This is a genomic window from Ekhidna sp. (assembly GCF_965227465.1).
Classification (GTDB): Bacteria; Bacteroidota; Bacteroidia; order Cytophagales; family Cyclobacteriaceae; genus Ekhidna.
The window spans coordinates 223951-236033 of record NZ_OZ245746.1 but is presented as its reverse complement, the minus strand read 5'-3'; the positions used below and the strand labels follow the sequence as shown (position 1 = coordinate 236033).

At 39.5% G+C, this 12083-nt stretch carries 10 protein-coding genes; 9 read left to right on the top strand and 1 reads right to left on the bottom strand.

All coding sequences use genetic code 11. The annotated features are described in order from the left end of the window. Nucleotides 1-5: 5 nt before the first annotated feature. A complete protein-coding gene (rpsB, locus tag ACO05G_RS01025; RefSeq protein ID WP_348280204.1) occupies nt 6-773 on the top strand; it encodes a 30S ribosomal protein S2 in 768 nt (255 codons plus the stop codon). 94 nt (nt 774-867) lie between these two features. Continuing rightward, nucleotides 868-1698, top strand: coding sequence for a translation elongation factor Ts (gene tsf / locus ACO05G_RS01020; protein WP_421764295.1), 831 nt, complete (start codon nt 868-870; stop codon nt 1696-1698). A 351-nt stretch (nt 1699-2049) separates the two neighbouring features. Here tsf and ACO05G_RS01015 read toward each other — a convergent pair whose 3' ends face one another. Then, the gene (locus tag ACO05G_RS01015) at nt 2050-3588 is read right to left on the bottom strand and encodes a hypothetical protein (protein ID WP_421764294.1); all 1539 of its coding nucleotides are present in this window, start codon (nt 3586-3588) and stop codon (nt 2050-2052) included. 151 nt (nt 3589-3739) lie between these two features. Between ACO05G_RS01015 and ACO05G_RS01010 the strand changes: the two genes are divergently transcribed. The 7 genes from ACO05G_RS01010 (at nt 3740) to ilvN (ending at nt 12068) form a co-directional block, all read left to right on the top strand. After that, on the top strand, nt 3740-4894 hold the full coding sequence (locus ACO05G_RS01010) for a 2-isopropylmalate synthase (protein ID WP_421764293.1): 1155 nt from the start codon (nt 3740-3742) through the stop codon (nt 4892-4894). Continuing rightward, nucleotides 4894-6264: a 3-isopropylmalate dehydratase large subunit gene (leuC, locus tag ACO05G_RS01005; protein WP_421764292.1), complete on the top strand. Its 1371-nt coding sequence runs from the start codon at nt 4894-4896 to the stop codon at nt 6262-6264. The genes ACO05G_RS01010 and leuC overlap by 1 nt, the downstream gene beginning before the upstream one ends. Continuing rightward, nucleotides 6254-6841, top strand: a complete 588-nt coding sequence (gene leuD, locus ACO05G_RS01000; protein WP_421764291.1) for a 3-isopropylmalate dehydratase small subunit — start codon at nt 6254-6256, stop codon at nt 6839-6841. Before leuC ends, leuD begins: the two co-directional genes overlap by 11 nt. Nucleotides 6842-6845: 4 nt before the next feature. Then, complete coding sequence (gene leuB, locus ACO05G_RS00995; protein WP_421764290.1) at nt 6846-7964, top strand: 3-isopropylmalate dehydrogenase; 1119 nt, start codon at nt 6846-6848, stop codon at nt 7962-7964. Between the two features lie 141 nt (nt 7965-8105). Next, entirely contained in the window at nt 8106-9782 is a 1677-nt protein-coding gene (gene ilvD / locus ACO05G_RS00990; RefSeq protein ID WP_421764289.1) for a dihydroxy-acid dehydratase, read from the top strand. 1 nt (nt 9783) lies between these two features. Continuing rightward, nucleotides 9784-11511 carry a biosynthetic-type acetolactate synthase large subunit gene (gene ilvB / locus ACO05G_RS00985; protein ID WP_421764288.1) on the top strand — a complete coding sequence of 576 codons (1728 nt, stop codon included), beginning with the start codon at nt 9784-9786 and terminating at the stop codon, nt 11509-11511. Beyond that, on the top strand, nt 11511-12068 hold the full coding sequence (ilvN, locus tag ACO05G_RS00980) for an acetolactate synthase small subunit (protein ID WP_421764287.1): 558 nt from the start codon (nt 11511-11513) through the stop codon (nt 12066-12068). Before ilvB ends, ilvN begins: the two co-directional genes overlap by 1 nt. The last annotated feature ends 15 nt before the right edge of the window (nt 12069-12083 follow it).

Sequence of the window (12083 nt, the reverse complement as noted above, 5' to 3'; positions counted from 1 at the left end):
TTGAGATGCAAAAACTAGAACATAAAGATCTATTGGATGCAGGTGTACACTTTGGACACCTTACCAGAAAGTGGAACCCAGCCATGGCTCCTTACATATTCATGGAGAAAAATGGCATCCACATTATCGACCTTCACAAAACGCTGGCTTGTCTTGATGATGCTACAGAGGCAATGAAAGCCGTTGTAAGATCAGGAAGAAAAGTGATGTTCGTTGCTACCAAAAAGCAAGCGAAAGAAGTTGTGGAGCAAGAAGCACAGCGATTGAACATGCCATATGTCACTGAAAGGTGGCAAGGTGGAATGCTGACCAATTTCGCAACCATCAGAAAGTCATTGAAGAAAATGGCCGGTATGGAGAAGTTGATGAAAGAAGAAGCATACCAAAACATGGCGAAGCGTGAGCGATTGATGGTTAGCCGTGCGAAGGACAAGTTAGAAAAAGTATTGGGCGGAATTTCTGACCTAAATAGACTTCCTGCTGCTCTATTCGTAGTAGATATAAAGCGTGAGCACATCGCAATCGCTGAAGCTCAGAAATTAAACATTCCTGTTTTTGGAATTGTGGATACAAACTCTGACCCTTCAAAAATCGACTACCCTATCCCTGGCAATGACGATGCATTCAAATCAATCAAATTGATTACGAATTACATCGGTAAATCTTTGGAGGAAGGATTAGCCGAGCGCAAGAAAGATAAAGAAGATCAAGCTCAAACTGAAGAGCAGGCTGCTAAGAAAGCGGCTGACGAAAAGTCAGAAGTAGCAGAATAAATTTAACGACCATAGAATCTTAATATAAAGATTGAACATTGATATTATCGGTGTTCAATTTTTGTTTGTAGAAAATTAAAAATCAAGAAATAAAATGGCTATTACAGCACAAGACGTAAACAAATTAAGGCAAATGACGGGTGCCGGCATGATGGATTGCAAAAAGGCGCTTACAGAAGCAGAGGGTGATTTTGATAAGGCGGTAGAGCTTTTGAGAAAGAAAGGCCAAAAAGTATCTGCTTCAAGAGCTGACAGAGAAACTTCAGAAGGTGTTGTTTTCGCAAAAACGAACGATGCAGGAACGGAAGGGGCTCTTATTGCATTCACATGCGAGACTGATTTTGTAGCTAAGAATGATGAATTTGTTCAGCTTGGAAATCAAATCGCTGAGCTTGCTTTTGCTGAAAAGCCTGCAAATATTGAAGCGCTTAACGGAATGAAGCTTGGAGACCTTACCGTAGGCGAAAAGATCGTAGAACTTACAGGTAAGATCGGTGAAAAATTAGAGGTTAAAGCATTCGAAGTTGTGACTGGTGAGGCTGTTGTTCCATATATCCACTCCAATGGAAAACTAGGAGTTATGGTATCTCTTGCAAATACCAATGGAACAAGCGTTGAAGATGCTGGAAAGGACGTAGCGATGCAGATTGCCGCAATGAATCCTGTAGCTGTTGATAAGGATGGTGTAGATCCGGCCGTAGTTGAGAAAGAAATAGAGATTGGTAAAGAGCAGGCTAAAGCTGAAGGTAAGCCAGAAAACATCATCGAGAAAATTTCGATGGGTAAGCTTAACAAATTCTACAAAGAGAACACTTTGCTTAGCCAGTCATTTGTGAAAGACAGCTCTCAATCTGTTTCTCAATACCTTGATTCTATATCTAAAGGACTTACAGTAGCAGAATTTAAAAGAGTATCTATCGGATAATAACCAAATAGTATTAAATAATTTGAAAAGCCACCTCTTAATTGAAGTGGCTTTTTTTATGTGATAGAACATCAATATAAGTAGGCATAATGCTTATTCATATCTAGGAGTTACTCCTAAAAAGAAAAACCATAGGAAATATTGACTTTTACAAGAAAAACAATGGAAAAACAGGTGAACTATATCGATCCAGCCATCCTAACTAGAAAGTTTGTGAAAACTGGAACTTTAGTAAGGATTGCATCGCTAGCACTTGCTTACCTTGCGATTATCGCAATGTCAATATAAAATCAAGGGTCTTTTCAACCAGCAAGACCTGACGAGCCAAGGATAATTATGCCTTGGCTTTTTTTATGCCCCTTTATCAATCTTTTTACTTCTAATCACTTCTTCGACAGGTCTGTCGTAAATTTTGCTTTCCAGCCATGATACAAGATCAAGGTAAAGCATAGGTCTTCTTTCAAATTTATCCTGTATTACTACAAGTAATTCCTCCCGCAACTCCTTGAAGTACGGTATCAAAGATTTTCTATCCATGTAAATTGATTTTCTCAAAAACTTGAAAATTGCGGCATGTACTTTCTGAAAATCTTTCAACTTAAGCATGAAGCGGTAGGTAGATTTAATCTGAAAGTAAACAAGATCATCATTGCCCAACTCATAGTGGACAATAAGACTTAAAAAACGAGCGTAAGATTGAATGTCTTCTTTAAGCGTGGATACTGGATTATTGACGATGATATTTAGATGCTTTAATGATCCGTGAAAATCACCACTCCCAAATTTTAGGCTTGCCATCTTGTATTGAAAAACCATTTTTCTGTGAATATCAATTCTAGATTCATAGGCTTTGAGCTTGTTTTCAAATACATCACAATACTTGGCTCCCTCTGTAAATTTCCCTTCTAAAAAAAATAGATTCAACTTTCCCGTTTCTAGGTATGTGAAAGCTTGAATCAATTGATTTTCATTAAATGAATCTTTCCTCAAATCAACAAACACCTCAAGCCTACGCAGCTCTTCACGAAATCTTTTCACATCATCGCAAAAGAACAAGGAAGAAAGCACATTATGATACCCCCTAATATACATCTCAGGCTCGTCTTCAAGCAGTATTTTATTTTGATCAAATAGATTGCACCAGAGTTTAGCGTACTTGTAGCATAGTGGAAAGTTCTGAATGATATGATAATACCAAACATAGCTTTGATAATAAAAAATAGTGTCCCCGCCTAGTGCATTCTCTTGCATTGGAGCATTTTCAATAAACAGTGAAGTGACTTGCTCTTGTTGCTCTTTGCCTTTGACAGGGCCAAATTTTAGATAGTAGTCATATAGCTTGAGAGCTAAATCAGACCATGAACCACTGAAATAGAATTGATGCCTGAGCTCCTGTGATTCTTTAGTCAACTCGATGGCTCGATCAGGTGTGCTTCCTGTTACATACCTTGTCTCAATCTTCTTTTCAAGCTCAATTATTTCAAGCTTAAGAATATCCATCTTGTTTTTACTTGCAAGTTGCTTTGCCCTAGAAAGCTGTATTAAACTTTGCTCGTAAAGTCCCTTATTGTGCAACACATCTGCATAGCTTATTAGCTCTTTAATTCGAATGCTTGGATCATGGTTGTGCAATAGTCGAATACTCGACAAGAGCTGCTCATACAAGTGTGCTCGATGGTTAGAAAGTGTATTAGGTTTTAAATCAGAAAATACCTTGCTTATTTTTTCTTCATCAAACTCATTCTGTCTGTCAAAAGCATCAAACATTTTCACAATAATGGGCTCTTTCTCCGAACTATTTCTCTTGACATAAAGCTTGAAGTGTCTCTTTTCGGCTTTAGTTAACCTTTTGATCAGGTGATAAAGTTGATATGAAAGCTGTTTGGACAAGTGTTTCTAGTAAATTTTAATAGCCTGATAATTAATTACTTACAAAAGAAGAAGTGAGATTGAACTAGTGAATAAAAAAAAATATAGATTTCAAGCTCTTATCTCTAAACCTCACTTTTGTCTATCACAAATAAAAATGTGATTGACGAATATGGACAAACTTTTTGTATTTGATACTACCCTCAGAGATGGAGAACAGGTGCCAGGGTGTCAATTAAAAAGCGATGAAAAGCTTGAGATTGCCTTTGGACTAGAGAGTCTTGGAGTTGATGTTATTGAAGCAGGTTTTCCAATTTCAAGTCCTGAAGATTTCAGGTCAGTTTCACTTATTTCAAAGCACATTAGAAATACAACAATCTGTGGTTTATCCAGAGCTGTTGAAGAAGATATAGATGTGGCAGCTGAAGCTTTGAAATCTGCAGCAATGGGAAGAATACACACAGGAATTGGCACCTCAGACTCACATATAAAATACAAACTGAATGCTACCCAGGATGAAATTTTAGCACGTGCAACACATGCTGTCAAATACGCAAGAAACAAAGTGGCAGAGGTAGAGTTCTACGCTGAAGATGCTGGAAGAACAGACAATGAATTTTTAGCCAGAATAGTTGAGGCCGCTATTAGTGCTGGAGCGACAATAATCAATATACCGGATACAACAGGATATTGCCTGCCTGAGCAATTTGGAGAAAAAATAAGCTTCCTTGTAAACAATGTGCCAAACATTGATAAGGCGATAATATCAACTCATTGCCATAACGATCTAGGCTTAGCAACTGCAAATTCTATTGCTGGAGTATTGGCAGGTGCAAGACAAGTAGAGTGCACAATTAATGGCATAGGTGAGCGGGCCGGAAATACTTCTTTGGAAGAGGTAGTAATGATTATCAACCAGCACAAGCATATTCCAGTATCTCATAATATTGATACCAAGAAAATAATTCCGATAAGCACCACAGTATCAGAAATGATGAACATGCCAGTTCAGCCAAATAAGGCAATAGTAGGAGCAAATGCTTTTGCCCACTCATCTGGAATTCATCAAGATGGCGTAATTAAAAACAGGGAAACCTACGAAATTATAGACCCGGAAGAAGTTGGTGCTACGGGTTCTGAAATTATACTCACAGCAAGGAGCGGAAAAGCAGCATTAAATTTTCACGCAAAAAAACTTGGGTATGAGCTTGACAAAGAGGCTTTAAAGGCAGCATACAAAAACTTCCTTGAAGTAGCTGATAATGTCCGATGCATTGAGGAATCGCATCTGCATGATATTTTAAAAAAAGTAAAGGTATATGCCTGATGGGAAAGACACTATTTGATAAAGTATGGGATTTCCATGTGGTGAAAAATATCGCTGATGGTTTAGATGTGCTCTTCATTGATCAGCATTTTTTACATGAAGTCACAAGCCCACAAGCCTTCGATGGTCTAAGAAACCGTGACATAAAAGTGTTAATGCCTAATAGATGTGTAGCAACTGCAGATCACAACGTACCAACAGTTAATCAATCAAAGCCTATTAGAGATCCGCTCTCAGCAACTCAAGTAGCTTCTTTGAAAACAAATTGTGAAGAATTTGGAATTGAACTGTTCGGGATTGGTCATGAAAATCAAGGGATTGTTCACATCATAGGACCAGATTTAGGAATTACACAACCGGGTATGACGATTGTTTGTGGAGACAGCCATACGTCAACACACGGAGCTTTTGGAACGATCGCTTTTGGTATTGGCACCTCTCAGGTTGAACAAGTTTTGGCTTCTCAAAGCCTGGTACTTAGCAAACCTAAGACGATGAAAATTGAAGTAAATGGAACACTGCCATTCGGATCTACTTCTAAGGATGTAATCCTGTACATCATATCTAAGTTGGGTACAGAAGGTGCAACAGGACACTTTGCAGAATATACTGGCGATGTATTTGAAAAAATGTCTATGGAAGAGCGAATGACGGTTTGTAACATGAGCATTGAAATGGGTGCCCGTGGCGGCCTCATTGGAGTTGATCAAACCACAATCGATTACGTTTTAGAACGAAAAGAAATAAGTGAGGAAAAGATATCCTGGTGGACATCATTAAATACAGATCCAGACGCAAAATTTGATAAATCTGTGACCTATAGTGCAGAAAATATTTTTCCGATGGTGACTACAGGAACGGCTCCCGATACGGGTATTAGGTTAAATGAACGAATTGGAGCTGCTCCTCACCTATCGGAAAAATCCTTGAAATACATGCAATTCAGCTCCGATGAAAATGTAGCAGACCAAGCGGTTGACTATGTATTTATAGGCAGCTGTACAAATGGACGAATTGAAGATCTTAGAGCAGTTGCCAACCTCATTCGAGGCAAGAAAAAAGCAGATAGCGTAAATGCATGGGTAGTTCCTGGATCAATGAAAGTACGCTCTCAGGCAATAGAAGAGAATCTTGATCAAATATTTCGAGATAGTGGATTCGAATTTCGTGAGCCTGGTTGCTCAGCTTGTTTGGCAATGAACGACGACAAAATTCCTTCGGGTTCATTATGTGTTTCAACCTCTAATAGAAATTTTGAAGGAAGACAAGGAGATGGTGCTCGCACTGTATTGGCAAGTCCGTTGACTGCAGCTGCTTCGGCCTTAACTGGAAAAATCACGGACCCAACCATATTTCTCGATGCAAATTAGCTCAAAAGCCATACCGCTACCTATCAGTAATATCGATACAGATCAGATAATACCTGCTAAGTTTTTGAAACAAGTGGATAAGCTAGGCTATGGTAAAAATCTATTCTACAGCTGGAGATATTTGGACAATGGAGATTCTAATCCAGAATTTATTCTAAACCAGCCTGAAAGATCCTCAGCACAAATCTTAATCGCCGGTAACAATTTTGGTTGTGGCTCAAGTCGTGAACATGCTGCATGGGCTGTGGCCGATTATGGCATTAAAGCAATCATATCTACCCAGTTTGCTGATATTTTTAAAGGAAATGCCTATAACAATGGCATTCTGCCAATTGAGTTAGATAAGACCTCCGTAGATCAGCTGATGCAGAAGTCATTGGATTCCGCCAATGTGACGATAGAAATTGACCTGGAAAGTCAGGAGGTATCGTGCGATGATATTAACCTCAGACAAACTTTTGACATTCACCCATTCAAAAAACAATGCTTGATGCAAGGAATGGATGAAACAGAATTCTTAATCAATCTCAGGCCTGAAATACAAGCCTACGAAAATCAAAGAAGCATTCCTGTTTAAGCTCATGAAGAAGAAAATAACAATATTGCCCGGAGACGGCATTGGACCTGAAGTTGTAGATCAAGGATTGAAAGTAATCAATGCAATCAATCAATCATTTGATCATAAATTCGAATTAAAAGAAGCTGATTTTGGTGCAATTAGTATTGATAAGCATGGAACCCCACTGACTGACGAAACTCTTAAAGAGTGCCTATCCAGTGATGCCATATTTCTTGGAGCCATTGGCGATCCAAAATATGACAATAATCCGAATCTTCCTATTCGCCCCGAACAAGGGCTATTGAAGTTGAGGAAATCTCTGGAATTATTTTCAAACATTCGTCCAATTAGTACCTATGATCTGCTTTTCAATGTTTCACCTCTTAAAAACACCTTGCTGAAAGATGTTGATTTTGTAATCTATCGAGAGCTTACAGGTGGTATCTATTTCGGGGAGAAGCAGTTGTCTGAGGATAAGACAATTGCATCAGATCTCTGTGAGTATTCAGACAAAGAAATTAGCAGAATTGCATATCAGGCCTTTGAAGCTGCTGCTGCCAGGAGAAAAAAGTTAACCCTTGTTGATAAAGCCAATGTCCTCGAAACCTCAAGACTCTGGAGGAGAGTTATCCAAGAGATTAGCCAGGAATATCCGGACGTTGAAGTCGATTATTTGTTTGTGGACAATGCCGCTATGCAAATTGTTCTCAACCCAGGCCAATTCGATGTAATACTTACTGAAAATATGTTCGGAGATATCATTTCAGACCTTGCGAGTGTTATCACGGGATCTTTAGGTATGCTTCCTTCTGCTTCAGTTGGAAAGAAAGTTGCCTTGTTTGAACCCATTCATGGCTCTTATCCACAAGCGCAAGGCCTGGACATTGCAAATCCTATGGCTGCCATACTATCTGTAGCAATGATGTATGAGCATTTTGGTCTATTTCAAGAAGCCGACATGATAAAGAATGGGATTAAATGGGCACTGGCCAATGATGTTGTGACACAAGATCTCAGTGCAGATAAAGAAGCAAGTCCATGTTCTAAAATTGGAGATGTACTAGCGTGGTACATCGAAGAAAAAGGAGAACTTAAGATTAAAACTGATCCAGCCAACGTGTCTCTAAATTGTATCATCTAAACCAAACATTTTTCCATGCGCAGGCAATCAATAAATATTATCCTCTTCTACGTCATTATTATTCTAATATGAATTGAGAAGTGTATTGATATATAATCAAAACCCTTCTCAGAAAAGAGAAGGGTTTTTTCATACTTTTTTATGAAAGAACTAAACAAATACAGCAAAGTAGTCACACAAGATCCCTCACAACCAGCAGCACAGGCCATGTTGCATGCTATTGGTTTGAGCAAGGACGATCTTAAAAAACCATTGGTAGGTATTGGAAGCACAGGTTTCGAAGGGAATCCATGCAATATGCACTTAAATGACCTTGCTCTTCATGTAAAAAAAGGAGTAAATACATCTGGTGGAAATGGATTGATCTTCAACACAATTGGTGTAAGTGATGGAATATCAATGGGAACCCCCGGCATGCGCTATTCTCTCCCTTCTCGTGATCTGATAGCCGACTCGATGGAAACTGTTGTGAGAGGTATGAGCTATGATGGCCTGGTCACCGTAGTTGGTTGTGATAAGAATATGCCAGGAGCATTGATGTCAATGCTAAGGTTAAATCGCCCATCAATATTAGTTTACGGAGGAACGATTGCTTCCGGCTGTGTAAATGATAAAAAGCTAGATGTAGTTTCAGCATTTGAAGCCTGGGGTAAGAAAGTATCGGGAAAAATTGAGGAAGAGGAATTCCAACAGGTAATTGAAAATGCCTGCCCTGGAGCTGGAGCCTGCGGAGGTATGTATACAGCAAATACGATGGCTTCTGCCATTGAGGCTCTGGGAATGTCCTTGCCTTACAATTCTTCTAATCCTGCTGTAGGGAAGGAAAAAATTAGTGAAAGTGAAAAGGCCGGTGAATGTATAATGACGCTTCTCGAAAGAGATTTGAAACCGTCAGATATAGTTTCAAAAACATCCATAGAAAATGCCGTGACCCTGCTAACAGTCCTCGGCGGTTCAACAAATGCAGTATTACATTTTCTAGCTATTGCCGATGCAGCCGGAGTAGACTTTAGTCTTTCTGATTTTCAAAGAATAAGTGATCGTACGCCTTTTTTAGCTGACCTAAAGCCAAGCGGTAAATACCTAATGGAGGACATTCATAAAATGGGCGGAATGCCTGTCGTTCTAAAATATCTTATTGAGCTAGGTATGATAGATGGTAGCTGTATGACAGTGACAGGAAATACGCTCAGAGAGAATGTTTCTACAGTTCCTGACCTTTCTTTTGACCAGAAGATTATTCACCCTATAGATCAACCAATAAAATCTTCAGGTCACATCCAGATTCTGCATGGTAACCTGGCTGAAGAAGGAGCTGTCGCCAAGATCACCGGAAAAGAAGGCCTACAATTTACGGGTAAGGCGAAAGTATATGACGGGGAGTATTCGGCAAATGATAGCATCCAAAATGGAGATATAGAGAAAGGCGATGTGATAGTTATTCGGTATGAAGGTCCTAAAGGAGGTCCAGGTATGCCTGAAATGCTAAAACCCACTGCTGCCATTATGGGAGCTGGTCTAGGTAAAGAAGTAGCTCTAATTACTGATGGTAGATTTTCAGGAGGAACACACGGATTCGTCGTGGGTCACATCTCACCTGAAGCTCAAGAAGGAGGAGCCATTGCGCTTGTAAATACCGGTGACACCATTACCATAGATGCCGAAAAAAGAAGCATTCGATTGGAAATAAGTGATGAAGAGTTAGCGAAAAGGAAAGCCAACTGGAAAGCCCCTTCATTAAAAGTAGATAGAGGAGTCTTGTACAAATACGCCAAGGTGGTTTCATCCGCATCTCAAGGGTGCATAACAGATTATTGATATGGAAGTACTAGTAAAAAACTCAAAAAAGAAAATAGAATCAGAAAGACTATCAGGCTCTGAAGCGATTCTGAGATGCCTTATCAATGAGGGAGTAAATACAATTTTTGGTTACCCAGGTGGTGCGATTATGCCTGTATACGATGCGCTTTATGATTATGAAGCTCAACTGAAGCACGTACTTGTGCGACACGAGCAAGGAGCCATCCATTCGGCTCAGGGGTTTGCTAGAAGCTCCGGGAAGGTGGGTGTTTGCCTTGCAACATCTGGCCCTGGTGCTACAAACCTCATTACAGGAATAACTGATGCTCAAATTGATTCAACACCAATTGTTTGTATCACAGGACAAGTAGCGAGTCACCTGCTTGGCAGTGATGCATTTCAAGAAACGGATATCATAGGTATATCTATGCCCGTCACAAAGTGGAATTTTCAGGTAACAAGACCAGAAGAAATCCCAGAGGCACTTGCCAAAGCTTTCTATATCGCTCAATCCGGACGCCCGGGACCTGTATTGATCGATATCACAAAAGATGCACAGCAAGCTTTTTTTGACTTTACTTACGAACCATGCGAGAGAATTAGAAGCTACCAGCCGTATCCAGAGTTAAACGAAGAACCACTGAGAGCTGCTGCAGAGCTAATAAATAAAGCAAAGAAACCTTATCTCCTCTTTGGCCAAGGAGTGATTCTGTCAGGAGCTGAAAAAGAGCTTAAAGCGTTCATAGAAAAAACAGGTATTCCTGCAGCTTCTACCCTACTTGGTCTATCTGCTTTTTCAACTAGGCACCCACTCTATGTAGGCTATACCGGAATGCATGGAAACTATGGCCCCAATCTAAAAACCAATGAATGTGATGTTTTTATCGCGATTGGAATGCGATTCGATGATCGAGTAACCGGAGATGTGAATACTTATGCCAAGCAAGCAAAAGTGATTCATATTGAATTGGACCCAGCAGAGATTAACAAGAACATTCCCGCTGATGTGGCCATCAATGGAGATGCCAAACAAGCTCTTCAGTCACTACTTCCTTTAGTAGACAAAAAATCTCACGATGAGTGGCTTAAAGAATTCCGCGAATGTGATATGGTTGAAATGGATAAGGCAATCAGGAAATCAATACAGCCTAAATCCAAATTGATGACCATGGCAGAAGTGATTCATAAGCTATCTGAAAAAACTCAAGGAAAATCCATTGTGGTGACGGATGTAGGTCAACATCAAATGATGGCGGGTAGGTACTACAAGTTTGATCAAGTCAAAAGTCACATCACTTCAGGTGGATTAGGAACTATGGGGTTTTGTTTACCTGCTGCAATTGGTGCCAAAATAGGCAAATCCAATCGTGAAGTAATCGCAATCATAGGAGATGGTGGATTTCAGATGACCATACAAGAATTGGGAGTAATCATGCAATATCAAATAGGAGTAAAAATTCTAATTCTCAACAATAGTTTTCTAGGAATGGTACGTCAGTGGCAACAACTTTTTTTTGATAGAAGATATTCATTTACTGAGATGGATAACCCTGACTTTATAAAGATTGCTGAGGGCTATCGAATTCCTTCACAACGAGTACACGAAAGAGAAGATTTGGATGAAGCATTTAATCAGTGGCTAAATCCAGAAGGCCCGAGCCTCTTGGAAGTTGTGGTAGAAAAGGAGGAAAATGTATTTCCGATGGTCCCTTCGGGAAGTTGTGTATCCAAAATAAGACTGGACTAATGGAGCCTAAAGAATATACCATATCTGTTTTGACAGAGAATAAACCAGGTCTTTTGAATAAGCTCACAATCATTCTGAGCCGAAGAAAGATTAACATAAATAGCCTCAATGTTTCAACTACTGAAGTTGAGGGCGTGAGTAGATATACCATAGCAGCCACGGCTAGCAAATCAGATTTAGAAAAAGTTATCAAACAGATTCGCAAGCTAGTAGATGTATTGGGTGCCTTCCTATATGATGAAGATCAGATCTACTATCAGGAAATAGCACTTTATAAGCTTTCCCTCGAGGTATTTCAGAGAAACGGGCTTTTAGAGAAACTCATAAGGCAGTATGGAGCTAAGATTATTGCAATTGAGGAAAATCAGATTGTAATAGAAAAGACAGGCACCAAGCAAGAAACACATGAATTGTATGAAATCCTGAAGCCTTATGACATTCTGGAATTTGCACGCTCTGGTAGAGTGGCAATTTCTAAATCTAAAAGGCGAACTGAGGCATTCATTCAAGAATTGGAAACCTCACAGTCTAACACTTTAAGTATCAAAGAATTTTAACACGAATAAAAATAG

What these genes read in the sequence shown, in the direction of transcription:
- ilvN (WP_421764287.1), top strand. Translation starts at nt 11,511, where the DNA reads ATGGAGCCTAAAGAATATACCATATCTGTTTTGACAGAGAATAAACCA.
- ACO05G_RS01010 (WP_421764293.1), top strand. Translation starts at nt 3,740, where the DNA reads ATGGACAAACTTTTTGTATTTGATACTACCCTCAGAGATGGAGAACAG.
- tsf (WP_421764295.1), top strand. Translation starts at nt 868, where the DNA reads ATGGCTATTACAGCACAAGACGTAAACAAATTAAGGCAAATGACGGGT.
- ilvB (WP_421764288.1), top strand. Translation starts at nt 9,784, where the DNA reads ATGGAAGTACTAGTAAAAAACTCAAAAAAGAAAATAGAATCAGAAAGA.
- ilvD (WP_421764289.1), top strand. Translation starts at nt 8,106, where the DNA reads ATGAAAGAACTAAACAAATACAGCAAAGTAGTCACACAAGATCCCTCA.
- leuC (WP_421764292.1), top strand. Translation starts at nt 4,894, where the DNA reads ATGGGAAAGACACTATTTGATAAAGTATGGGATTTCCATGTGGTGAAA.
- leuB (WP_421764290.1), top strand. Translation starts at nt 6,846, where the DNA reads ATGAAGAAGAAAATAACAATATTGCCCGGAGACGGCATTGGACCTGAA.
- rpsB (WP_348280204.1), top strand. Translation starts at nt 6, where the DNA reads ATGCAAAAACTAGAACATAAAGATCTATTGGATGCAGGTGTACACTTT.
- leuD (WP_421764291.1), top strand. Translation starts at nt 6,254, where the DNA reads ATGCAAATTAGCTCAAAAGCCATACCGCTACCTATCAGTAATATCGAT.